The 23824-nt window shown below is 58.2% G+C and carries 22 protein-coding genes and 1 pseudogene; 8 read left to right on the forward strand and 15 right to left on the reverse strand.

Features of this window, described 5'->3' with window-relative positions:
* Window positions 1–124 precede the first annotated feature (124 nt).
* The gene (locus CU102_RS02070) at window positions 125–643 is read right to left on the reverse strand and encodes a DUF1127 domain-containing protein (RefSeq protein WP_133624359.1); all 519 of its coding nucleotides are present in this window, start codon (window positions 641–643) and stop codon (window positions 125–127) included.
* Here CU102_RS02070 and CU102_RS02075 point away from each other — a divergent pair.
* Entirely contained in the window at window positions 617–1573 is a 957-nt protein-coding gene (locus CU102_RS02075) for a LysR substrate-binding domain-containing protein (protein ID WP_106709282.1), read from the forward strand. The two genes, CU102_RS02070 and CU102_RS02075, sit on opposite strands and share 27 nt — an antisense overlap.
* Before the next feature lie 6 nt (window positions 1574–1579).
* On the opposite strand, the gene CU102_RS02080 is transcribed toward CU102_RS02075, so the two are convergent.
* Complete coding sequence (locus CU102_RS02080) at window positions 1580–2170, reverse strand: DUF2585 domain-containing protein (protein ID WP_106709283.1); 591 nt, start codon at window positions 2168–2170, stop codon at window positions 1580–1582.
* A gap of 107 nt (window positions 2171–2277) precedes the next feature.
* Between CU102_RS02080 and xseA the strand changes: the two genes are divergently transcribed.
* The gene (gene xseA, locus CU102_RS02085) at window positions 2278–3861 is read left to right on the forward strand and encodes an exodeoxyribonuclease VII large subunit (RefSeq protein ID WP_106709284.1); all 1584 of its coding nucleotides are present in this window, start codon (window positions 2278–2280) and stop codon (window positions 3859–3861) included.
* Window positions 3862–4045: 184 nt separating this feature from the next.
* Here xseA and CU102_RS02090 read toward each other — a convergent pair whose 3' ends face one another.
* The 3 genes from CU102_RS02090 to CU102_RS02100 are packed head-to-tail and all read right to left on the reverse strand — an operon-like array spanning window position 4046 to window position 7207.
* Window positions 4046–5143, reverse strand: a complete 1098-nt coding sequence (locus tag CU102_RS02090; RefSeq protein ID WP_106709285.1) for an ABC transporter substrate-binding protein — start codon at window positions 5141–5143, stop codon at window positions 4046–4048.
* The gene (locus tag CU102_RS02095) at window positions 5140–6543 is read right to left on the reverse strand and encodes a sensor histidine kinase (protein ID WP_245425118.1); all 1404 of its coding nucleotides are present in this window, start codon (window positions 6541–6543) and stop codon (window positions 5140–5142) included. The genes CU102_RS02090 and CU102_RS02095 overlap by 4 nt, the downstream gene beginning before the upstream one ends.
* The gene (locus tag CU102_RS02100) at window positions 6530–7207 is read right to left on the reverse strand and encodes a response regulator transcription factor (protein ID WP_106709446.1); all 678 of its coding nucleotides are present in this window, start codon (window positions 7205–7207) and stop codon (window positions 6530–6532) included. The genes CU102_RS02095 and CU102_RS02100 overlap by 14 nt, the downstream gene beginning before the upstream one ends.
* A gap of 163 nt (window positions 7208–7370) precedes the next feature.
* Here CU102_RS02100 and pepT point away from each other — a divergent pair, with 163 nt between their 5' ends.
* Window positions 7371–8600 (forward strand): peptidase T, encoded by a 1230-nt coding sequence (gene pepT, locus CU102_RS02105; protein ID WP_106709286.1) that lies wholly within the window; start codon window positions 7371–7373, stop codon window positions 8598–8600.
* Here pepT and CU102_RS02110 read toward each other — a convergent pair.
* The 5 genes from CU102_RS02110 to CU102_RS02130 all read right to left on the reverse strand — a co-directional run bounded on the left by CU102_RS02110 (window position 8592) and on the right by CU102_RS02130 (window position 12373).
* Complete coding sequence (locus tag CU102_RS02110) at window positions 8592–9053, reverse strand: GFA family protein (protein ID WP_106709287.1); 462 nt, start codon at window positions 9051–9053, stop codon at window positions 8592–8594. The genes pepT and CU102_RS02110 overlap by 9 nt on opposite strands.
* A gap of 110 nt (window positions 9054–9163) precedes the next feature.
* Window positions 9164–9910, reverse strand: coding sequence for an SDR family oxidoreductase (locus CU102_RS02115; protein ID WP_106709288.1), 747 nt, complete (start codon window positions 9908–9910; stop codon window positions 9164–9166).
* Window positions 9911–10063: 153 nt separating this feature from the next.
* Window positions 10064–10969 (reverse strand): helix-turn-helix domain-containing protein, encoded by a 906-nt coding sequence (locus CU102_RS02120; protein WP_106709289.1) that lies wholly within the window; start codon window positions 10967–10969, stop codon window positions 10064–10066.
* A gap of 64 nt (window positions 10970–11033) precedes the next feature.
* On the reverse strand, window positions 11034–11312 hold the full coding sequence (locus tag CU102_RS02125) for an Atu4866 domain-containing protein (RefSeq protein ID WP_245425138.1): 279 nt from the start codon (window positions 11310–11312) through the stop codon (window positions 11034–11036).
* A 167-nt stretch (window positions 11313–11479) separates the two neighbouring features.
* Window positions 11480–12373, reverse strand: a complete 894-nt coding sequence (locus CU102_RS02130) for an AraC family transcriptional regulator (protein WP_245425120.1) — start codon at window positions 12371–12373, stop codon at window positions 11480–11482.
* A gap of 201 nt (window positions 12374–12574) precedes the next feature.
* On the opposite strand from CU102_RS02130, the gene CU102_RS02135 reads away from it, so the two are divergent.
* On the forward strand, window positions 12575–13309 hold the full coding sequence (locus CU102_RS02135) for an SDR family oxidoreductase (RefSeq protein ID WP_106709448.1): 735 nt from the start codon (window positions 12575–12577) through the stop codon (window positions 13307–13309).
* A gap of 60 nt (window positions 13310–13369) precedes the next feature.
* On the opposite strand, the gene CU102_RS02140 is transcribed toward CU102_RS02135, so the two are convergent.
* A complete protein-coding gene (locus tag CU102_RS02140) occupies window positions 13370–14140 on the reverse strand; it encodes a pyrroline-5-carboxylate reductase (protein WP_106709449.1) in 771 nt (256 codons plus the stop codon).
* A 171-nt stretch (window positions 14141–14311) separates the two neighbouring features.
* Window positions 14312–15595: pseudogene (locus CU102_RS02145) on the reverse strand (aminotransferase class V-fold PLP-dependent enzyme).
* On the opposite strand from CU102_RS02145, the gene CU102_RS02150 reads away from it, so the two are divergent.
* Window positions 15486–16388: a LysR family transcriptional regulator gene (locus tag CU102_RS02150; RefSeq protein ID WP_106709291.1), complete on the forward strand. Its 903-nt coding sequence runs from the start codon at window positions 15486–15488 to the stop codon at window positions 16386–16388. The pseudogene CU102_RS02145 and the gene CU102_RS02150 overlap by 110 nt on opposite strands.
* Window positions 16389–16674: 286 nt before the next feature.
* A complete protein-coding gene (locus tag CU102_RS02155; RefSeq protein WP_106709292.1) occupies window positions 16675–17067 on the forward strand; it encodes a hypothetical protein in 393 nt (130 codons plus the stop codon).
* A 40-nt stretch (window positions 17068–17107) separates the two neighbouring features.
* On the opposite strand, the gene CU102_RS02160 is transcribed toward CU102_RS02155, so the two are convergent.
* Window positions 17108–18871, reverse strand: coding sequence for an adenylate/guanylate cyclase domain-containing protein (locus CU102_RS02160; protein ID WP_106709293.1), 1764 nt, complete (start codon window positions 18869–18871; stop codon window positions 17108–17110).
* Window positions 18872–19262: 391 nt separating this feature from the next.
* On the opposite strand from CU102_RS02160, the gene CU102_RS02170 reads away from it, so the two are divergent.
* Window positions 19263–21032, forward strand: a complete 1770-nt coding sequence (locus tag CU102_RS02170; RefSeq protein ID WP_106709295.1) for an adenylate/guanylate cyclase domain-containing protein — start codon at window positions 19263–19265, stop codon at window positions 21030–21032.
* A 73-nt stretch (window positions 21033–21105) separates the two neighbouring features.
* Here the strand turns inward: CU102_RS02170 and CU102_RS02175 are convergent, their stop codons facing one another.
* Window positions 21106–21723, reverse strand: a complete 618-nt coding sequence (locus CU102_RS02175) for a cysteine hydrolase family protein (RefSeq protein WP_106709296.1) — start codon at window positions 21721–21723, stop codon at window positions 21106–21108.
* Between the two features lie 278 nt (window positions 21724–22001).
* Between CU102_RS02175 and CU102_RS02180 the strand changes: the two genes are divergently transcribed.
* Window positions 22002–22823, forward strand: a complete 822-nt coding sequence (locus tag CU102_RS02180; RefSeq protein ID WP_208113781.1) for a helix-turn-helix domain-containing protein — start codon at window positions 22002–22004, stop codon at window positions 22821–22823.
* Window positions 22824–22937: 114 nt separating this feature from the next.
* On the opposite strand, the gene CU102_RS02185 is transcribed toward CU102_RS02180, so the two are convergent.
* Window positions 22938–23435 carry a hypothetical protein gene (locus CU102_RS02185; RefSeq protein WP_106709297.1) on the reverse strand — a complete coding sequence of 166 codons (498 nt, stop codon included), beginning with the start codon at window positions 23433–23435 and terminating at the stop codon, window positions 22938–22940.
* Window positions 23436–23824 lie beyond the last annotated feature (389 nt).

Here is a 23824-nt window from a genome sequence, read left to right on the forward strand (position 1 = left end):
TTAGCGGACAAAGAAAAAGCCCGGCCACGTTGCATGTGCAAGGTGGGCCGGGCAGGAGGCAGGCTTGGCGCCGGGAGGGGATTCCGGCGTGAATGGGCGCCTGCTAAACAGTCAAACCGTCGACCTAGATGATCGAACGAGCAGCGCGAAGGCGGGACCTGACATCGGCCAGCGCGCCAAGCCGTTCGCTCGGATCATCGAGCAGCGAAGTGCCAATGGCCGAATGCAGATCAGCACGCGTGATGCCGATGTCATGCAGCATTTCGTCATTCCACTCGCCAAGGCTCAAGATCGTTTTACGATTGCGACGCGCGACGATCACTCGGTTGACAAAGTTGGCAGCCTGCGACGCAAAAGCTGCGATCGAGCGGGTGAAACCAGTACCTTCAGTCATTCTCGTAGTCGTCGTCATCGCCGTTACTCCTTTTGAATGGCGCTGATCAAGAAAGTTAAACCGCGTGAAAAACCACTTTTCACGCACCACGCTTGGCATCTTCTGACACCAGCGCTTCCTGAACATCTGCAGATTGATCCATAAAAATTGATTATTCAAACGAATGTTTTTAATGTAAACGTTCAATAATAATGATGGATCAATCCGTCTGGGAGCACAGTCATGAACGCACCGCTTGACCTCGACCAATTGCAGACATTCACCGCCATCGCCGATCTCGGTAGCTTCACCAGGGCCGCCGACAAGGTCAACAAGACCCAATCAGCCGTATCAATGCAGATGCGCAGGCTGGAAGAGCGCGTTTCGAAGGCTCTGTTCGAACGGGACGGGCGTACGAACCGGCTGACCGAGGACGGCGAGCGCCTGCTGGCCTATGCGCGACGAATGCTGCAGCTCAACAATGAAACCATCGCAGCTTTTGATGATACGCAGCTGCAGGGCCATATCCGCATCGGCACTCCCGACGATTACGCCGACCGGTTCCTGCCGGAAATCATGGCACGATTCTCGCGCTCCAACCCGCGCGTCGAACTTTCTGTTGTCTGCGAGCCCACGGTCAATCTCGACGAGATGATCCGCAAGGGCCAGCTTGACATCGCTCTGGTAACCCAGTGCGACGAGCATCGGCGTTCGGAAGTCGTGCGCAGCGAGCAGTTGTTGTGGGTGACCTCGGCTCACCATAATGTGCATGAAGAACAAGTACTTCCACTGGCAGTCGGGCGCCCCACCTGCATCTGGCGCGCAGCGGCTGTCGACGTGCTGAATTCCATGCATCACGACTACCGCATTCTCTTCACCAGTTGGTCGGCAACAGTACTGGCAGCAGCAGTACTGGCCGGCCTTGCCGTTTCGATCCTGCCGGAATGCGCCTTGCGTCCAGGAATGCGGGTGTTGACGGAAGCGGACGGATTCGGCCGTCTGCCGGAATTCGGCATTGGTATCATGCGCGGACATACCAAGCCTTCGGCGATCGTAGACGCTCTTGCTCAGCACATCGTCGAAAGCCTCGATAATCTTTCGATGCCAACGCCAGTCAGCATTACGCAGGCTTCCGCACCAATTCTGGCAAACCAGAGGCTGCGTCAGGTCCGCGCCACCGAACTCGTCCCAGGCTGGTAGGCGGAATTACATCCCGCTCTGCCACGCCTTGATCGCATCCAGAGGGTAGAGCAGCATGACAATGTTCAAGGTGAGGTTGTCGCGGATGACCCACCCGGCCAGAAGTTCGAAGAAAATCGCCAGGACAACGGTCAGCCAGACTGGAGCGCGGGCGGCGAAGAAGAACCCCAGCACCATGAACAATATATCGCTGACGGAGTTCAGAACGCTGTCGCCAACATAGCCGAGCGCAATGGTGGCTTCGCGGTAGCGGTTGATGACCATGTCCGTGTTTTCGAAGATCTCCCAGGCCGCCTCGACCGCAATGGCAATCAGCAGGCGTGGCCCGACCGGCCATCTGCGGGCAACCAGCCAAAGAATCCCGTAGAAGAGGAAGCCATGGATAATGTGCGAAAGCGTGTACCAGTCAGCGATATGCTGTGAGTTGTCGGGTGAGTTCGTCTCACCTACCCACAACTTTATGGTCCCGCAGGTGCACATGGGATTGCGCCCCATCAAGAGGAGAATCGCGGCGGCAGCGGCAATCATCACCGCTCCGATCAACAAATAATGGCGCAATTTCAAACGCTTGGCGGCAGCAGATGCGGTTACTGACATGTCGACTCCCTTTTCCCCACTTAAAGTCGAATTTCTGCGCTCTGGCAATGCTGCAATCGACGATTGCCAAGGCTTGACCTAGCTCACCACGCGACTAGGAATAGGGCATGAGCGAAAAGCCCGAATCTGCATCGAATGTTGCCGAATATACCGTTTCCGAAATCTCCGGAGCGCTCAAGCGCACAGTCGAGGATACGTTCGGGCATGTACGGGTTCGTGGCGAGATTTCAGGGTATCGCGGCCCGCATTCCTCCGGTCACGCCTATTTTTCGATGAAGGATGACAAGGCACGCATCGAAGCTGTAATTTGGCGCAGCGCGATGAGCCGCCTGCGCTTCCAGCCCGAGGAAGGCATGGAGGTCATCGCTACCGGCAAATTGACCACATATCCCGGCTCTTCGAAGTATCAGATTGTCATCGAGCAGATGGAGCCGGCAGGTGCCGGCGCGTTGATGGCGCTGCTCGAGGAGCGCAAGCGCAAGCTCGGCGCCGAAGGTCTGTTCGACCCGGCAATCAAACAGCGCCTGCCCTTCATGCCCCGCGTCATCGGCGTCGTTACCTCACCAACCGGGGCGGTCATCCGCGATATAATCCATCGCATCACCGATCGTTTTCCGCTGCACGTTCTGGTCTGGCCGGTGCGGGTCCAAGGTGAAACTTCGGGCACCGAAGTTGCGAATGCCATCAATGGATTCAATGGGTTATCGCAAGGCGGCGCCCTGCCCCGTCCTGACGTCCTGATCGTGGCGCGGGGTGGCGGCAGCCTTGAAGACCTCTGGGGCTTCAACGATGAGGCGGTGGTCCGCGCCGTAGCCGCATCGCGGATCCCGGTCATTTCCGCCGTTGGCCACGAGACCGACTGGACGCTGATCGATCTTGCCGCCGACATGCGCGCGCCGACCCCGACAGGTGCCGCGGAAATGGCAGTACCGGTCAGAGCCGATCTTCAGGCGACGGTGGCAACACTGGGCGCCCGGCTTTCTGCCGGCATGTCACGCTATCTCGATCGCCGCCGCCAGACGCAACGGGCGCTGGCGCGCGCCCTGCCCACGGCGGATCAATTGCTTGCCCTGCCACGCCGGCATTTCGATGAAACGGCGGCGCGTCTGGGCCGGGCTCTGCAGGCCAATACCCAGAAGAAACGTGGCGAATTCGACGGCTGTGCGAGGCAGTTGGCGCCGCGGCTGCTCTTGCAGCGTTTTCGGGAAAAACGCCGTGAAATCAGCATATTATCGGCACGTCTGCCCCGAGGGCTGGAGGTTTTCGTGCGCGATCGAAGGTCCCTCTACGCAAGGCGTGCAGGCCGTCTCTCCATAGAGCCGACAGCGCGGATCGCAGAGCGCGGCCGCCAGCATCTGCAGCAGCTGGATCGCCGTCAGACGCAGGCCGTCGACCTCATTCTGACCCATGCAAAACGGCGCGGCAGCGAGCTGGAGCGGCTGATGAAAACCCTGTCGCATCAAAGTGTTCTGGAGCGGGGTTTCGCCATTGTCCTTGACCGGTCCGGCGCCCCCATCAAGCGCGCTGCAGCTATTGCTGAAGGTGACGATCTGACATTGCGCTTCCAGGATGGCGAGGTGCAGGCCGTAGCGAAAGAGGGCGAAGAGCGTCCAGCGCGGCCGAAGGTGGAGCGCCCGACGCCAGCCAAGAAGCCGCCAGTGCCGAGCGGTTCGCAGGGATCGCTGTTCTAAGAGCCCGATTTTGAGGCTCTAGCGCGTTTCGCGTCACCACACCAATTTTTCAAGCTGCAGTTGAGATTCCTGTACCAAAATCGCCGATTATTGTTCGCGTTTGGCGATTTCTCGTACGCATTTGGGACGTTCCTGGACAAAAGCCATCTCAAAAATCTGTGGGCCGTTCAAAGTTCGGAAATTGCTATTCCCGGGTCCAGGCCGGGCTGTTCAATTCAATCAGGGATTGCGCCCAATCTTCAATGAAGCGCTGGCGTTGTGCCCTATCCTGGACGGCCAGCAGCGCCGGTCCGATACGGATCGGTTGGGCGATACCCGACTCCTTCAAATTTTGCGGCCCATCGACATCAGGCGGCAGGCTGCCGGTCTCGGAGAAGTAGAAGGCATTCGTGCGGGCGATCGACTGGCCTCGCTCAGACAAGAGATAATCGAGGAATCGTGCGCCGAGATCGGCACGCGCCGCACCCTTGGGGATGAGCGCGCCGCGGCTGAGCACCAAAGTGTAATCACGTGGCACGACCACCCGAAGTTCCGGGTGGCGCAGCGCCGCCTGATAGGCATAGGAGCCTAACATGTTGTAGCCGATGTAGAGATTGCCCTTGGCGACTTCTTCAAGGATTTCGCCGGTGCAGCAGCGCGCAACGGCCGAGGCACGCGCCATGCTTTCCAGCAGGCGGCCGAACACCGTGGTGGTCTGCCGCGCGTCGTTAAATGCAAGCAGATAGCCGATGCCCGACAGTCGGATATCATAGGTGCCGACGCGGCCGCGGTAATAGTCCAGCCGCTCACGCAACAGGTCGGCGAGTTCGACATGGGTGCGTGGCACCTCGGCTGGCGGCACCAGGCGGGTATTATAGACGAAGACCGCGGGTTCGTAGGTGAAACCGAAGACCTCGTCGCGCCAGTTGGCCCATTCGGCAACGCGCGCCGTCTCGGGCGACGTATGGGCTTCGGCACAGCCGTCATTGGCCAGCTTGAGCAACTGATCGACAGAAGAGGAAAGGAGCAGATCTCCAAGGGGCTCCTCCTTGCGGCAAGCCTCGGCCGCCAGCGCATTCAGCTCGTTGGTGAGATACTCGATGTAATCGATCGCCACGTCGGGAGAAGATTTCTGGAAGTCCTCGATCAGCGGCTTCATGGCAGCCAGATCCGTCGTCGAATATATGGTCAGCCTTCCGGATTCGGTCTGAGGCGCAGGAAACTGCGTCGTGTTATCCTCGGCGGCAGCGGCCGGCGAGCTGATCAACAGGGCTATCATCACGGCGAGCATGGACCTGATCATTTCGGCTCTCCCTTCAGGAGCGGCAGGGTCAGAACCACGGTAAAGCCTCTTTCATCGCGTGCCCGGAAGCTCAAGGTGCCGCCATGGGCATTTGCCACTTCCTGGGCGATGGCGAAGCCGAGGCCGGAACTACCTTCATGCGATTTTGACGTGGCAAAGCGCTGCGTTGCCTTCTCCCAGCCTTCCGGCGGGATGCCGGGGCCGTCATCCTCGACCTCGACGAACGCCTCTGCCTCCGTCGCGCGAACGCGCACCTCCAGCCGCTGGTCGGCCCCATGCCGCAGGGCATTGTCGATGACATTGACGATTGCCTCGCGCAGGCTGACCGCATCGCCAAGCACGAAGGGCCGGTCGTCCGGCGCCTCGAACGAGATGACGATGTCGGGATCGACGGTGACCGGGATGGCGGCGCGGTAGGCACGCCGCGCCACGTCGACAAGACTGATCGGCTCCAGCTGGACGGAATCGGCGCGGTGGATCACCATGGCATGGCTGAGCAGCTGGTTGGTCAGACGCGCGAGTTCACCGGTCCGCTCCCGCACACGCTCGTAATGCTGGCGTCCGGCCTTGTCGAGTTTGTCAGCACCGAGAAGATCGATCTGTGCCGAGAGTGCCGTCAGCGGTGTGCGTATTTGGTGGGCTGCATCGGCGATGAAGCGCTGCAGCAGGTCGACACGTTCGTTCAACCGGCCCATGAAGTGATTGATCGAGCCAACGAAGGGATCAAGCTCGCGCGGCACATCGACGGAAACCGGCGTCAGATCATGCGGGTCGCGACGGCGCACGGCGGTGCCGAGCCGCTCCACCGGCTGCAGCGCATAACGGATGGCGAGCATGGCACCTACGAAAGCCAGAAGGCTCATGACCAGGACAAGGATCGTTGCCCGCAACGTCAATTCGCGGGTCAGTGCCGACCGCGCCTCGTTGGTCTGCGCCACGATGACATAGGCCTCGCCCGATACGGCCGGGTCGGCGAGCACACGGGTCGCACGGGCAATGCGTACCGGCTCCCCCTTGTAGACGCCCTCCTCCACGCTCGATACATCGCGAGTGCCATCAAGTGGTGCTGGACTTTGCAGGTCGTCGTAACCGGTCAGGGTCTGACCGTGAGTGTCGATGACGCGATAGAAAATCCGGTCACGATCGGCGAGCCCGAGCAATTCAAAGGCGGAGGTAGGCAAGCGGACTGTGAGCGTGCCATCCTCTACAGAAAGGCTCTCGGCCATCTGCAATGCCGCACCCACGAGCAGGCGATCATAGGCCTTGTTGGCCGCCGTCTCGGCATAATACCACGCTGCCGTGACGAGCAGTGCCGCGCCGATGCCCAACACGACCGAAATGCGCCGCGCGAGGCGCGCGAAGAGCGATGGCTCATGTTTGATAATCTCAGGGCGCATCATCGGACACCAGCTGGTAACCGAGGCCGCGCACTGTCACGATGCGGGCCCTGGCGCCTTCGAGCTTCTTGCGCAGGCGGCCGATATAGAGCTCGATCGCGTTGGCATTTGCCGCTTCGTCGAAGCCAAAAATCTGATCGAGCAGTTCGTCCTTGCTGAAAACCCGCCCAGGCCGGGCGACGAGTACTTCAAGCAGGGTCAATTCGCGGCGCTTCAGCTGCACCTCGCGCTTGCCGACATGGACGGACCGCGCCGCCCGGTCCACGGCGATATCACCGCATTTGATCAGGTTGGTGGCCTCGCCGCCGGTGTGCCGGCGCATCAGCACGCGGGCCCTCGCTTCCAGTTCCCTGAAGTCGAAAGGCTTGACCAGATAATCGTCGGCTCCAAGGTCGAGCGCACCGACACGGTCGTCAATTTCGGAGCGTGCCGTCAGGACGAGGACCGGCACGGCATTGCCCGACTTGCGGATGTGCTTGAGGATTTCAAAACCGTCCATGCCTGGCAGCATGACATCGAGGATGATCAGGGCATATTCGGTGAAATCGATGATATCAGCTGCGTCACGCCCATTGGTTTCCCAGTCGACGGCATGGCCAGTCGCCTCGAAACGTTTGCAGATGGCTTCCCCCACATCGTGCGTGTCTTCTACGAGCAATATACGCATGGCGTTTTCATTGGCATGAAACATCAAAGCCCGCAACGTGAAGCGTCATTGCGGCCCGCTGGAGCCATGCTGCAAAAATTGCCCACAGAACGAAAATCTATTCACGCCGACGCCGGCAGGCGTTACAGCAATGCATCGCTGAAGCAAATATTGGATCACGCCCATGACCGACTCTGTTACCGATCGTTTCCTTCGCTACGTCGTCATCGACACCCAATCGGACCCCAAATCAACGACGCAACCCACGACCGAGAAGCAAAAGAACCTCAGCCGCTTGCTCGTCGAGGAACTGCTGGCGATCGGTCTCGCCGATGCCCATCTTGACGAGCACGGCTATGTTTTTGCCACCATTCCATCGAATTCCGACAAGCCGGTACCCGTGATTTGCTTTTGTTCACATGTGGATACGGCGCCAGACTTCACAGGGACAAACGTCAAGCCACAAATGGTGAAGGACTACCGCGGCGGCGATATCCAGCTCTCCCCAAATCAGGTCATTCGCGTCGACGACCATCCGGCGCTGCGCGATCAAATTGGCAATGACATCATCACGACGGACGGCACGACCCTGCTTGGGGCCGACGACAAGGCAGGCCTTGCCGAAATCATGACCGCCGCAAAATTCCTCGTCGACAATCCCGATATCAAACATGGAACGATCAAGATTCTTTTCACGCCGGACGAGGAAGTAGGTCGCGGCGTCGACAAGGCCGATCTGAAAAAGCTTGGGGCACAATTCGCCTACACGGTCGATGGCGAGACGGCCGGCCATATCGAAGACGAGACGTTTTCAGCCGATGGCGTCGAGATCACCATTGCCGGCGTCGCCATTCATCCAGGCTTCGCCAAGGGAAAGATGGAGAACGCCATCAAGATCGCCGGTGCGATTATCGACCGGTTGCCGAAGGACATTGCACCGGAGACAACTGCCGGCCGGGACGGCTTCATTCATCCAACCGGCGTTACCGGTTCGATGGAAAAGGCAGAGCTCAGCTTCATTGTCCGGGACTTCAACGATGATGGCCTCGCCGTTAAAGAAGCCATGCTCGAAAAGATCGTCAAGGAGGTCATGGCTGACTATCCCGGCTCCTCCTACACCTTCGAGGTCAAGGAGCAATATCGCAACATGAAGGCCATCCTCGACCGTCATCCTGAGATTGTCGAATACGCCGTCGAGTCAATCCGGCGTGCCGGGATGGAGCCCGTACGCGGCAGCATCCGCGGCGGCACCGATGGCTCGCGGCTGTCCTTCATGGGCCTGCCTTGCGCCAACCTCTTCGCCGGCGGCCACGCCTTTCACTCACCGCTCGAATGGGTCAGCCGGCAGGACATGGAGAAAGCCGCACAGACGATCGTCGAACTGGCGAAAATCTGGGAGGAACGATCACAGTGATTTCGACCATTGCGCATATTGCCTGGTCAAATCCTCATACTGTTCGAGCGCCGGCAGTGCTTCAAAGCTGTGCACTGCCGGCGTGGTCGCCCAGGGCAGCTTCTCGCTCGTCCAGGTTTCAACATAGGGTATGAACCCTTGGGGATCGTCGAGCATGGTTGCCCGAACATTGACGAACCAGTCAAATCCCTCGAGCCGTGTGAACAGCCAGCTCATACAGTGCGGGCAGAAGTAATGGCGAGGCTCGGCGTGAAGACCACCAATGACGGGCTCGCCCTTGATGACGGAGAAGCCTTCAGCCGGGACGGCCGCGCTCAACGAGTAGGCGCTGGCAGTCATCCGCTGGCAGCCGGTGCAATGGCAAGCCATGGTGAGGAGTGGCTCGGCCGTGACCCTGAAACGCACCTGTCCGCAACGGCATCCGCCTTCCTGAGGTAACTTTAATCCGCTCATGATCGCTCTCCCAGTTGGTTCGGCCAACGATAAACGGGAGCAGCTTTAACTGTCAAAGGGACAAAGTTTTACCCCTCCGGGGAGGCCGGAGGGGTAAAATCTGGTTCACCTCACCAGGGCTGCTGGGTCGGCATGACGAACACTTCAGCGATATCGACGCGGTCAGGCGCTTGCAGTGCGTAAAGAATGGTGTCGGCGATATCCTCTGGCTTGAGGAACTCCATCTGGTCCTTGAGTGCTTCCATCTGCTGGCGATAGTCACCGTCCGAGATGTGCTCGAACAATTCGGTTTCAACCGCCCCAGGCTGGACGCATGTTATCTTGATATTGTGCTTCTTCGACAGTTCCAGCCGCATGCCTTCCGACAATGCAGTCACAGCATGCTTGGTGGCACAATAGACCGCCAGTCCAGGGAAAACCTTCCGCCCCGCGATCGAGGATGTGTTGACCATATGGCCGGATTTCTGCCTGACCATATGGGGCAGCACGGCAGCGACGGTGTTCAGGAGACCCTTGACATTGACATCGACCATGCGGTGCCATTCATCGGTCTTCAATGCCTCCATATCCGAAATCGGCATCAGGCCGGCATTGTTGAACACGATGTCAATCGAGCCGAACGCGCTGGCGAGCTTCTCGACACCAGCGGTGACCGACGCCGCGTCGACGACGTCCATTTCGATTGCGATGGCCGTGCCGCCCCCGGCCTCGATTTTTGCCTGGAGATTGCTCAGGCGGTCTATGCGGCGAGCAGCCAGACCGACGGTTGCGCCGTTGGCGGCAAGCTTCAGTGCTGTGGCGGCGCCAATACCACTCGATGCTCCAGTTACAAGCGCTACTTTTCCTTTGATAGACATTTTGACTTCCTTTCATGGCCAGACGCTCCTGGCGTCTTTGGCTGTTGTTGACGGAAGCCAATCTAGAAAAGGGCTGGTTGCTGCTCGCTCGGCCTCTTGCTGGCACTGTCGGGATATTGCGGTAATCGGTGGCGCTCTGTTCCGAAGCTGGAGCTAATCCCGGTACTCCGATGGCGTCACACCGACTTCCTTGCGGAACACCTGGGCGAAATGGCTCGGACTTGAATAGCCGACATCGAGGCCGATCTCGATGATCGCCTTGTCGGTTTCCCTGAGCAATCTGCGGGCCTCGGCCATTCGCATGCGGATGAAATATGCGGATGGGGAGAATCCCATCGATTGCTTGAATACCCGGCTGAAATGAAAGGGACTGAGACCAGCCTCGGCGGCAAGCGCCTCCAGACTGAACTCGCGGTCGAGCGCGTTTTGCATGAGATCGGTCACACGGCGCAGCTTGAACGCCGGCAGCGCCCCTCGTTTGCGCGGCACCTTGGCGTTTACATCGCTATAGGTCCGGACCAGATGGATGGCGAGTGCGTGAGCGAGACCCTGAACATACATTTCGCTGGGATCATGCGGGCTTGTCAGCTCGGTGCCGATAAGGCCAAGCAAGCTGGAAATCTGATCGTCGCGCTTGCCGGAAACATCCTGCAGCTGCAGTTGCCCCCCGGGCCGGATTTCCGCAACAGCATCATCCCATACTGGACGACCGAGATAGACATGCATGACCTGGAAAGGATCCGGACCCCTGCTAGTCCAGCGCATCTCATAGGGCGTTGGCGAATGCGTCAGGAAGAAGTCACCGGCACTGACCTCGCTGCCCAGCCATTCGCCATTCAGCTCCCGCTCTTCGATTATCGCGGCACCCGACGTTATCCAGACCAGCAACGGCTCGGCGACGGCGGGCACAAGCAGACTGGTTTCCTGCGGTCGATGCGACAGGAGGTGAACGAGAACTTTGTTCCAGGCCTCGCCCTCGCTCTTCGTCAAGAGACGTCCGTTGAGATGGTCTTTCAGCGATTCGGCAGAAGTACGTCTGTGCGCGCGATCATTGTCCATGGCAGGGCATTAGAGCACAGCACGGCCGGCATTCGATACTCCCCTGCCCGGAAAACCGAACATCTCATTCGCGGCGCAGGATCATTCCGGCGTGATAAAGCACGCCATCGATGAAATCGCCATCGGCAGTGAAGCCGGTGTCATCGACATAATCGATATGATCACCGGTTAAGCGGTACTGGCCCTGATAGGCGCTCTTGCGTTTGCCCCGGGCCTCGTCATAGCGCCCGTTGGGCAGCAGTTCGTGGCGGATGTAACCATCGTCAGTGACCCACATGCCGACATAGGGGTGTTGTGTATCGGACATCGTTTTTTCCTCGGCTCGAGCGACGAGTAGTTGCATTGAGATTGTCAATGCGGCCGACATGGATGCGATCAGGAGCCCATTTGGCCTTGGCATAGCCGCGCTCCTCATTGCGTTTTACCGACAAAAACGTGCACTCCCGCCGCGAAATGACGGTAGAACAGGGCTCCAAAACCATTGCACAATTCTACGAATGGCCCGGCTTCTCACACAAAATCGGGCAGGTTCCTGAGTTTGTCGACGTCGCGCCTCGGTGAGAGACCGAAGAGGCGCGAGTATTCACGGGAAAACTGCGAAGGGCTTTCATAGCCGACCATGAAGCCGGCCGTTGCAGCATCGAGCGATTGCGCGAGCATGAGCTTGCGTGCTTCCTGCAGCCGTATCTGCTTCTGATATTGGAGCGGACTCATCGAAGTCACTGTCCGGAAATGCTGGTGAAAAGACGAGACGCTCATATTCACATGCGCGGCGACATCATCCACCCTGATCAGCCGTGAATAATTGCTCTTGATCATGGCGACGGCCTTGCCGATCTGGGAGAGCTTGCTCTCCGCATAGGCTATCTGTTGCAGGCGGGCGGCCTGATCGCCCATGAGCAACCGGTAAAGAATCTCCCGCTCAATCAGCGGCGCGAGAACCTTCCGGTCGCTATCTCTTTCGGCATCAAGCAGCGACACCAGCCGCACCACTGCATCAAGCAGTTCGGCCGGGGCCGTACTGATGTCTATCCCCCTGGCCGGGGGGCTGCTGCGTAATGCGGAGGGTGGAACTTCGGTGATGACTTCGCTGATGACCGCCGGGTCGAGATCAAGGCGCAGGCACAGATAAGGCTTGTCCTCCGATGCCTCGACAACCTGTCCCACGATTGGTAAGTCAACGCTGACAATAAGAAATTGCGGCGGTTCATAAAAATACACTTCATCCGCCAGCAGCGTCTGTTTGCGGCCCTGGGCCACGAAACAAACCGCCGGCTGGTGCAGGATATGGATCGGCTCCGTCGGCTGCGTGGAGCGCAGGGTGTGAACACGCGGGATCTCCGTCGCCGTGGCTCCGTCCTTCTCGGCGTATTTTGCCAGAATGGCAGCAAGTCTGTCGATCACGCTAAAACCCTCCATCACGCTCAATCGCAGTTTATCTATGCCAGCTGCCTCCCGCGTTCAAAGTGATTTGCAGGGAATTCGGTTCTCCGGAGGATCAGGCAAGACATGCGGCGCTTTATTCTACCTGGGTCCCGGTCGTTCATGCGACGTTCCAGCTGCATCGAAACAACCGAATGATCGATGGTTACGAAGGAGAAGGTTATGGACGGCATTACCGGCAAAGTTGTTCTCATCACCGGAGCAAGCAGCGGCATCGGAGAAGCGGCTGCAAGGCTGCTTGCGCAACGCGGAGCCAAAATCGTGCTCGGAGCCCGGCGCACCGATCGCCTGAGCGCTCTGGCAGAAAGCATCGAATCCCAGGGCGGTGCTGTTCGCATCCGCAAGCTTGACGTCACAAGCCTTGAAGACACGCAGGACTTTGCGGATTTCGCCATTGCCGAATTCGGGCACGTCGACGTCATCATCAACAATGCCGGCGTCATGCCTCTTTCGCCGCTTGCCTCGCTCAAGGTCGACGAGTGGAACCGTATGATCGACGTAAACATCCGCGGTGTGCTGCATGGCATCGCCGCGGTGCTGCCGGGAATGGAAGCGCGCGGCTCCGGCCAGATCATCAATATTGCTTCGATCGGAGCGCACGCCGTTTCCCCCACGGCGGCGGTCTATTGCGCGACAAAATACGCCGTCCGGGCAATCTCGGACGGGCTCCGGCAGGAGACTGACAGGATTCGCGTAACCGTCGTTTCACCAGGTGTTGTCGAATCCGAGCTTGCCGACAGCATCTCGGACGAAAAAGGCCGGAACGAAATGAAGGAATTCAGACGGATTTCGATCAAGCCCGATGCGATTGCGCGCGCTATCGCCTATGCCATCGAGCAGCCATCCGAAGTTGACGTCAGCGAACTGATCGTCCGTCCGACGGCGAGCCCCTACTGAGACAGAAGCCGGCGCTTGCAGCGTCGGCTCCGCTGCCCTGCGGCAGGTGCGTAAGCAAAATCAGCTCTGTTCAATGCGCTTGAGAACGGATTGGAGAGCAAGCGTCAGCGCTTTTGTTCCACCATTCTCGGTAAACTCCCTGAAAACCTGCTCGTTCAGACCGCCCTTGGTCGAAAACTCAGAAGCCATTGCCACGAACGATTGCTCCCCTGATGTGTCCGTTACGTGGGACAGGGCGCCAAACAGCTGTTTCAGATACATGCTCGCCTGGTCATAGGACATGCCTTCCGCTTCGAGCCAACGGGCGCTTGTTTCCAACAAACCGAAATATGTGGCCATCAACGCGCTCGCTGCGCCAAACAGATCGTACTGTTTGAGGTCTTTTGCTTGAAGCGCGGTTCCAAGGGACGAAAACAGGTCAGCTATTTGATCATTGGGCGGATAAATTGCAGTCGCTCCCCGCAACTCAGCGACAAATGGAAGGGGAATCGCCCGGGTAATCGTTGTGGGTACGTCAATCCAGCCGGCGAGTGCCTCGATCTGGACAGCAGCAATAAAACTCACCACATGCTGACCTTTTCGAAAACTGAGTTCTCTTACCACTTCCTCCGCGATCTGCGGTCTTATTGCAAGAAACACGATCTCGGCGCTATCCACGACATCCTGATTGTCGGCGCCGACGCGCACGATTGGAAACATCTCTGCCAATCGTGCCGCAACGTGCGGACTACGAGGAGAAACGACAACAGCGCTGATATCCGACCTTGATTTCATCAGGCCAGTGACAACAGCCTCGGTTATGGCACCCGATCCTACAAAACCTAATTTCATCGTTCCCCGCAGTGTTTGATGTACGTCCATCATAACGCAATGAAGTCATCGGGCCACGAAAAACGCCACGACCGGATGCCAGCTCCGGGCCAGATGCAGTCATTGCGGGCGTCCGACCGCACAGCTCGTAAAGATTTCGCGACAACTGATGGCTGCCCTGAAGGGCAATGTTCAGGCAGCCATAATGGATACGATGCGCTCGATTTCATCAGGCGTGTTGTAGTAGTGCGGAGAGACCGTTATCGCGCCATTACGTTTGCTCGCATAGATCCCATTTTTGGTTAGAGATGCGTGCATGTCTGCAGCGACTGTTCCGGGCTTTTGCAAAAGGGTGATGCCGGAGCGCGATTGGCACTCAAACCGGTAAGCCGGTTCAATCCCGTTGGAGAGCGCAATTTCGCAGAGCATCTCATTCAGGCTCAGAATTCTGTTTTCGATCCACTCGATCCCTAGTTTATCGATCTGAGCAAGGCGTTCCGCAAGTCCAAGGATGCCGCACCCATCCGGTGTGCCAGGTTCAAACCGCCGCGCATCAGGGAGAAAATCAAGTGTTCTATGGAAAGCAAAGGGATCATTCACGCTCAACCAGCCTACAATCCGGGGAGATACCTGGGCCAACGCCCGGTCGGAAAAAGCCGCAAAACCGATACCGCGCGGGCCCATAAGCCACTTATGAGCGCTCACAACGAGGACATCAACGCCTGTGGCTGCAAAGTCCAAACGAAGAGCGCCGATCGACTAGGTGCCGTCCACGACGAGGAGAGCGCCGCATATCGAGCAGATATCTGCCAACGCAGATAAGTCGACCCGAAAGCCGCTGTAAAATTGCACATGGCTCACCGCGACGACGCGTGTCCGGCTGTCCATTACCTCACGAACCTGATCCGGTTCCAACCGCCCATTCGGCGACGATATCTGACGCACCTCCACGCCCTTGGATGCCAGCTGGGTCCAGCAAAGGTAGTTGGACGGGAATTCCTGTGCGCAGACGACCAGATTGTCTCCCGGTTGCCAATCGAGGCCGAGGGCCACCAAGGACAGGCCGTGGGAGGTGTTCTGAACATACGCGATGTTCCGCGATGACGTACCGACAAGCTTCGCAGCAAGTTCTCGACCTTTGTCGAAGTATGGCTTGGCGACCTCTTTAGCGTCGCGGAGTTGTTCCGCGATGATTGGGTTGTAGTGCTCGCTGGCAAGGCGCACGCGCGTGGAGAGCGGCGATACCGAAGCATTGTCAACGTAAATTCCCTTGATCAAGTAAGGGATGTCATTGCGCAACTCATCCAAATCATGATCTGCCATCACCACGCTCCGCCTGCATTTGCTTCGTGTATTTGACGTGCTGATGCGAGAAGGAACTGTAACAACGGCGGCCGAACGACTCGGACGCACGCAATCAGCAGTCAGCCATTCTCTCGGAAAGCTGCGCGCTTTGTTCAAGGACAAGCTTTTCATTCGTGACGGCAGATCAATGAAACCCACCCCGCGGGCCGTGGAATTGTCAGATGAAATCTCAGATGCACTGGAAAGCATCCGAGCGACGATCGATCGCTATCAGTCATTCGTCCCCTCGGAAACGAAGCGGATCTTCCGGGTCGGGCTTCTCGACTACCACGGAGCGATGGTCGTTCCGGAACTGATTAAGCGCTTTCGCGTTGAGGCACCGCATGCGTCCCTGCATGTCATGCCCTCGTCGAAGGAAGAGGTTGGCCGACTGGTGCTCAGTCGAAAGATGGATTGTGCGATCACTCCGAATTTCGACCGGCCGGACCCGAACTTGTTATTGTCCGAGGTCGGTCGAGATGAATTAGTTTGTGCCATATGGAGCGGCAGTGAACTGGCCCGGCAGCCGCTGACGCTGCAAAGTTATCTGGAAGCCACTCACATCCAGATGTCCGCCGATGGCCGATCTGAAGGCTTGGCCGACAAAGCTTTACGGGAGGTGGGGCTCAAACGAAAGGTCGCAGCGACGATACCAAATTATTTGATCATACCCTGGGTGCTGAGAGGATCGGGCTTGATTACCCATTGCGCCGATAGCATTGTCCTGCTCCTTGACGAGCATAGTCAGGTAAGCTTCGTAAAGGCCCCGCTGGAGCTCCCCTCGATGCCCATATCGTTGATCATACACAAGCAGATGGCGGGCGATCCGGCGACGGCTTGGCTAAAGTGGCTGATCGAAAAGATCTACGCAGATCGAGAGGTTCGCAAGGGAGCTGCGAGAGCGGGCAGTTCCAGTCATACCTAAATTGACCGAGGTCAAGCTATTCAAAGGAGCGACCTTATCTCGGGCGCAGGGCGCCGTCTTGGTATCTCAACAGGGCCTAACCGCGGCTTAACCGGCGGTGCAGCATCTTGCGCAATCTCCCAACTGCAATGGAGAGGATATTTTGCACAATTCTTGATGAAGGTCTGCGTGATCGCACTTATTGATTCTTCGGACGCATGACGCCGCCGCACACCAGTCACCACATTTGACGCACCGACTTCTACACCTATATATTGATTGGTGGCGGGGGAGGAGGAGGTGCCTCTTGGATCGATCATTGTTTCTCGCCAGACTTCTGGGGCCGACATTCGTGGCGGTCGCATTCGGCATGCTGATCAATCTGGGCATGTACGAGAGCATGATCGCGGAGGGGCTGCACCCCGGCGTCCTGTTCTATCTATCCGGTCTACTGTCGTTGCTTGCTGGCCTCGCAATCGTCAATCTGCACAATAGATGGCAGATGGACTGGCGTGTGATCATCACTGTGCTGGGCTGGCTAATGACAATCGGCGGCATCTTCCGCATAGTTTTGCCGCAGATCGCGATTGGAGTAGGTTCGACCATATATAGTGGCCGCACCTCTACCGTCGTGGTGGCGCTGATAACTGGCACACTTGGGGCCTTCCTGAGCTTCAGGGGTTACATGCGTCGCGCCTGAAGACGCGTGTCTGTCCCGCTTGGTATTTAGGGTCCTGACCCTAGATGGAGACTCCGGCCTCGCGGAGTCCGTCCACCAGCCGATTGAACAGATTGGGATCCCGGTAGGGTAAAGCCCGCTTGAGGTGCTCGATGGAAAAGTTCGGGTTAACCTCCTGTACTTCACGCCAAAAGCGCTGCGCTTCTTCGTGGCGCCCGATTCGACCATAGAGACAGGCGAGATAAAAGCGTGTCATGTCCGATCGTGGCGCAAGCGATAGCCGACGCTTGAAAGCGGTCTCGGCCTCGTCAAAGCGACCGAGGTTCAATAACGCCCTCCCCAGGAAATGCAGCGACAGGTCGAATTGCGGGTCAAGCCGGTGGGCCTGTGTATACAGCGCCAGGGCGTCTTCGTGCCGCCCTTGGAAATCCCTGATACCGCCAAGCGCGGTATAAGTATTGGCCGAATTAGGGTCCAGTTCCATCGCCCGCTCTGCAGCGCGCTCCGCATCATCGAGACGTCGCATAAAGGCAAGGGCAAGCGAGAGCGCGTGATGGCCTTGCGGCTCGGTATCGTCCGTATCGATAGCCTTGTTTGCCAATTCGAACGCTTGTGTGAGATTGTCAGGCGTCGCGCCGTTCCACTGGTTCATGAAGTCGGTTAAGGCGATGATCGAGAGCCAAGCATAGGCGGCCGCTAGCCCTGGATCGATTGCGATGGCGCGCTCCAACATGCTGCGCGCCTCCGTGGATGATATGGAGTTGAACTGCAGAATGGACTGACGGGAACGGACGAGCAAGTCGTAGGCTTCCGGATCAACCTTGCCGCGGCTCTCTCGCCGCTGCTCTTCGCTGGCCGTCAGCTTCACTCTGAGCGCGTTGACGATTGTGCGGGTCACTTCATCCTGAACAGCAAAGATATCCTCCAGTCCGCGATCGTAGCGCTCGGCCCACAGATGACCGCCGGTCGTACCGTCGATCATCTGGGCGTTGATGCGGATACGGTCGGTGGCCCTGCGCACGCTGCCTTCAAGGATGTAGCGGACGCCGAGTTCCCGGCTCACCTTGCGGATGTCAGGTGCCTTGCCCTTGTAGGCGAAGGATGAGTTCCGGGCGATCACGAAGAGACCGGAAACCTTTGAAAGATCCGTGATGATGTCCTCGGTGATGCCATCGGCGAAATAACCCTGCTCCGGGTCGCCGGACATGTTGTCGAACGGTAGAACGGCTATCGATGGCTTCTTTGGAAGCTGCGGCTGGGGTTCTGCAGCAGTCTTGTTAGGACCGTTCGTGCGATCGTTCGGCGACCAACGCCAAATGTGAACCTGGCGCTCGATGTTCTTGACCTCGTAATAACCGGCGTCGACGAAATCGAGGCCGACCCGACCATGCACGTATTCATGAACTCCATCCGAAATTGCTACGCCGCCAGGATCGGCAAGCGCCTCGATACGGGCAGCCACATTGACCCCGTCCCCGTATAGATCGCTGTCCTCGACCATGACGTCGCCGAGGTTAACACCGACGCGGAGCACGATAGCCTGGTCCTCCGGCATGTCTGTGTTCGCGGCGGCCATGGCCTGCTGAATTGCTGCAGCGCATTCAACGGCGTTGACTGCGCTGCCGAACTCGACAAGCACACCGTCGCCGGTCCTTTTGAAGACGCGGCCCTGATGTATTGCAACGAGCGGCTCCAGCACCTCTTTCAACCGCGCCATGAGCAGCGCGTGGGTGCTTCTTTCGTCCCGCTCCATGAGACGGCTGTAACCGACCACGTCAGCGGCCAAAATAGCAGCAAGCCGACGTCTGATGGATTCATTGGCCATATGCGATGGCGCCTTCCTAGCACCGATTGGCCAAATGTTACTGCTGTATTGCTGCCGTGTCTATTTGGCTGAGGCTGGCCATTGTCAATAACCAAACATCCGTTTGCGCGGCGCGCTATCTCCGTTGAAGGGACGGACGAGAATTTTCGCTTCCGAACCGGTTCTTCGACGCGGCTCCGGTGAACGGAGCGGATGCGCTCGTCGCCTCAAGGAGAGAACGGAACGTTCGTTTTTCGAAGGGATCCATCCGCCGAAGTTGATGCCGTTTGGTCCCGAACTGTCGGCGAATATTGAGAGCAACTGCTCCTCTCAATTCGCGGCACCGAGCTTCATTGAGAAACGGTCGCTGAATTAGATAGGTGATTTCATTGGGGTGCTATAAAATCGCCCGATGGAACAGAGACTAGCCGCAGTCCTGGCAGCCGATATGGCAGGCTATAGCCGGCTGATGGAGGCCGACGAAGCAGGCACGATCGCCCGCCTCAGAACGCACCGGATTGAATTGATCGATCCCGCCATCGCAAAGAACAAGGGCCGGATCATCAAGACGACGGGCGACGGCATGCTCGTGGAGTTCCAGAGCGTGACCGATGCAGTAAAGTGCGCCGTGGAGATCCAGCAGCGCATGCATCGGCGGAATTCGGACGTGCCCCAGGATCGGCGGATCGAGTTCAGGATCGGCATCAATCTTGGCGACATCATTTTCGAAGACGACGATATTTTCGGCGACGGTGTGAATATTGCTTCCCGCATTGAGCAGCTTGCCGACGTAGGCGGTATTTGTGTTACCGCCGCGGTGGCAATACAAATTGCCGATCGTCTTGAAGTCTCCGTCGAGGATCTGGGTGAAAAGACGCTGAAAAACATCAGCCGTCCCGTTCATCTGTTTCGAATCGGGCTTGAATACTCCTTGGCCGCTCAACCGGCGGATTTCGATGCAAAGCGATCTGTCTCCAAACCCTCGATCGTGGTTCTGCCCTTCAACAACATGAGCGGCGATCCCGATCAGGAGTTTTTCGCGGATGGCCTTACCGAAGACATCCTCGCGGAACTGTCTCGCCGCCACGAGCTGTTCGTCATCTCGCGCAACTCCAGTTTCGTTTACAAGAACCGGGCCGTAAATGTGCGCGAAGTCGCCGAGAAACTCGGGGCTCAATACCTGGTGGAGGGAAGCGTCCGGAAGATCGGCGATAGGGTGCGCGTCACAGTCCAGCTCATCGACGCAGCCAATGATGCTCATATCTGGGCGGATAAATACGACCGGAAGTTGGACGACATATTTGCGATCCAGGATGAGATAACAGCCGCGATAGCAGCAACCTTGCCCGGGCGCGTCGAGGCGGCCCAGCGCGACCAGCTTGCGCGGACGAAACCTGCAAACATGGCCGCCTACGAGTGCGCGCTCGCCGCCAAGGTGCTGCATCACAGAGGCACCGTTGCGGACAATGAGCAGGCGCAGATCCTGATAGACCGGGCCGTCGCGCTCGACCCGGGTTATGCCCATGCCCATGCGTGGCGTGCGTGCATTCTCGGCCAGGCCTGGGTCCACGGCTGGTGCGAAGACAAGGACGCTGTCTGGAACGAAATCGTTGCTGCGCTGGATCGGGCGCTGGCGCTGGATGACAACGATGCCGACGTGCACCGCATTCTGGCCGCGGTGAACGTGAACAACAACACCCTGACCACGGCCCGCTATCACCAGGAGCGTGCCCTTTCCCTCAATCCCAACTACGACCTTGTGGTGGTCCAGCAAGGGGAGCTATTGACTTGGTTGGGGCAGCCTGACGAGGGAATCGAATGGATCCGCAAGGCGATGCGGCTGAACCCACATCACCCCGAAAGGTTCTGGAGTCATCTTGGAAAGGCGCACTTCGCAGCTCGTCAGTATGGCGAAGCGATCGAAGCATTCATGCACCTGTCGGTCATGGATGAAGTCCAGCACGCATTCGTCGCTGCATGTTACGGCTGGCTTGGCGACAAGATCGCCGCTGCAGCGCATATGAAGAAGGTTAGGACGCTCCACCCCGAATTCACTGTCGAATCCTTCCTCGCCACATTGCACTACGCTCAGCAATCCGACGTGGAACATATCCGCGACGGGCTTGTCAAAGCGGAAGGCAACGAAGGTTTTCCGGCAGCGAACGACTCCACTGCGCCGTAGCACCTATTTCGGTCGCATGGCTCCTCCTGACGCGGTGTCAGGAGAAGCCAATAGGCCATTGCCCGGAACCCGTTCACTTGCGCATCAGCGGCAAAGTCACGATCTGATCGGTTGTCAGAATATCGCCGAAGGTGTCGTCGATCGTAGCCAGGGCGGCGCGGTGCAGCGCGTGATGCGAGATGGTCTCGCCATCGTTGATGTCAAGTTCGCGTGTCGCGCAGGCATCGTTCGCCACGATTACATTGTAGCCGAGCGGCACCGCGTCACGTGCAGCACCTGCGACACAGGCATGCGTCATGAGTCCTGCGATGACCAGGGTATCGACCCCGGCCTGCTTCAAGCGCTGATCGAGATCGGTGGTTGGGAAAACGCTCACCGACGATTTGCGCACGACAGTATGGTCAGGAGCTGGTTGGATATTGCGGTGGAACTTCGAGGTCTCGCTATCCTCAGCGAAAACCGGGCTTCCCGCCGGCGTGATGTGCTGGACATGATAAATCCTGATGCCGTCGGCATCAGCACGCTCGATCAGCCGCTTGGCGTTGGCCAGCGCCTTTTCCCCGTCGGGGATTGGCATCTTGCCTTCGAAATATTCATTCTGGAAGTCGATGACCAGCAGTGCCGTCCTCGCCGGATCGAGGCTCTGAGGGGCGCTCGCGCCGACGATGCTACGGATAGTTGGATGTGCCATGGAGGTACCTTTCGTGCCGATAATGGTGGCGCGAGGTTCGCGAATTTAGGCGAGTTGGGAAAGTGGCCTAACTGACAATATGTGATAGGTTCCGGCCAAAATCACCCGGCCGAGATTGTTTCACCGATGCACACGATCGCCATTATCGCCTTTGAAGACATCAGCCCTTTTCACCTGTCGGTTCCCTGCATCGTATTCGGAGACGAGCTCATGAAGCTCGGTGCGCCTCGCTACCGCCTGCTGATCTGTGGCGAGAAGACGGGGCCGACCCCCCCACCATGTCCGGGTTTCAAATCGATGTGCAGCATGATCTGGGCAGTCTGGCAGAGGCGGACACGGTCATCGTGCCGGCCTGGCGTGATCCGGATGAGCGGCCGTCTGAGGCCTTGCTGCAAGCTCTCAGCACGGCCCATGCGCGCGGTGCGCGCCTTGTGGGCCTGTGCCTCGGCACTTTCGTGCTGGCTGAGGCCGGACTGTTGGATGGCCGCGCGGCATCCACCCATTGGGCTTGGGCGAAAGAGTTCGAACGGAATTATCCCCGGGTCAGCTTAAATCAGAATGCACTCTACATTGATCACGGCGACGTACTGACGTCGGCCGGGACGGCAGCTGCCATTGATTGTTGCCTCCACATCGTGCGCAGCGACCATGGCGCTGAAATCGCTAACCGCATAGCGCGGCGGCTGGTCGTTGCGCCGCATCGCCATGGCGGTCAGGCCCAATATATCGAGAAGCCATTGGAGAGGTCCGGCAGCCAAGATCAGCTTGGTGCAACGATCAATTGGGCGATCGAACATTTGGATGAACCTTTGTGCCTTGAGCAACTCGCCGAGCGAGCTGGCATGAGCCTGCGTAGCTTCACGCGGCATTTCAGGAAGCAAACCGGCACCACATTCACCCAATGGCTGCTCAATCATCGGCTTGCAGCGGCGCAGCGGCTGCTCGAAACCGGCTCATGTTCGATCGACCGGGTTGCCGAGATGGCGGGATTCGGGTCGACCGTATCCTTACGGCAGCATTTCACCAGGGTTTTCTCGATCTCGCCAGCGAGCTATCGCCGGCAATTCAGGAAGAAGCCCTCCTTGCAGGACATTCAATAAGAGCGAACGGCGCAGCGGCCAAGGAGCGCCCTTGCAGTCGCCGCGCTCAATCGAAACGGTACGCTCACTCCCCATTGAATGCTGGCATTTGTCGCCGGTAAACGCCGCCGCTGCCTACTTCTGTGCGGCCTGACACTCCCGCAATGCTTTGAACGCAGCCTCGGTGCCGGTGAGGTCCACCACAATGGGGTCCCGTCCCTTCGCGGTGATCGTCAGTTTTTTCTTTTTGGCAAGACCATAGATGAAATCGAGATTGTTGAAGGGAACAGAAGCGCCGTCGAATCCCTCGATCTCCTGTCCCGTAGCAACGCCCGTGAACTGCTGACCATCGATATCGAATACCACCGAGAGCTTTTCACCCTCCGTAATCTTTTCGGGTTTCTTGGAGTAAAGCGCCAGGTAGCCGCGCAGGTCGGCGGTCGCATCGATGCCAATCTCCACCTGTGCGCCAGCTTTGGGGTTTTGCCGCGCGATAAGGCAACCAGGCCCCATCTTGTCGTTGACGAATATGTCCCAACCGGCCGCCGCGCCATATTTCTTGAACGTTACCTGGGCCTCACATGGAACGGTGAGGACCGCAACTGCCAGGGCAGTCCGAGCGAATAAATGCATGATCTCCTCCTGTGTTCTGCTTGGAATGAGTACGACGCGACGATGTTCGAAGACGCATCAAATCTCAAGATGTTTGGGTTCGTCCTAAAAATTTGAATTGGCCGCGAGGCGTTATTCCCCGGCATCAGGAGCAGGAACGATCTGCAGGGACCCATCCACCGCCAAGACGGGCCGCAAAAGGCATGAACCCCACCCCATGGATTCGCCGGAGGCGAATGCTGCTTAGGGATAGCACGCATCGGGGCAAACACTTTCACCCGTGCGGGTGAATGGAATAGCTGTGTTGGCCGGATAATGTGCGATCGAAATCGACAAGGATCCGATTGACGCGTTGCGATATTGGCTCTCACACGCGTGTCGCGGTAAGTTCTTATAAGGGTCAGTATTTT

This window comes from Phyllobacterium brassicacearum, assembly GCF_003010955.1.
GTDB classification, from domain to species: Bacteria; Pseudomonadota; Alphaproteobacteria; order Rhizobiales; family Rhizobiaceae; genus Phyllobacterium; species Phyllobacterium brassicacearum.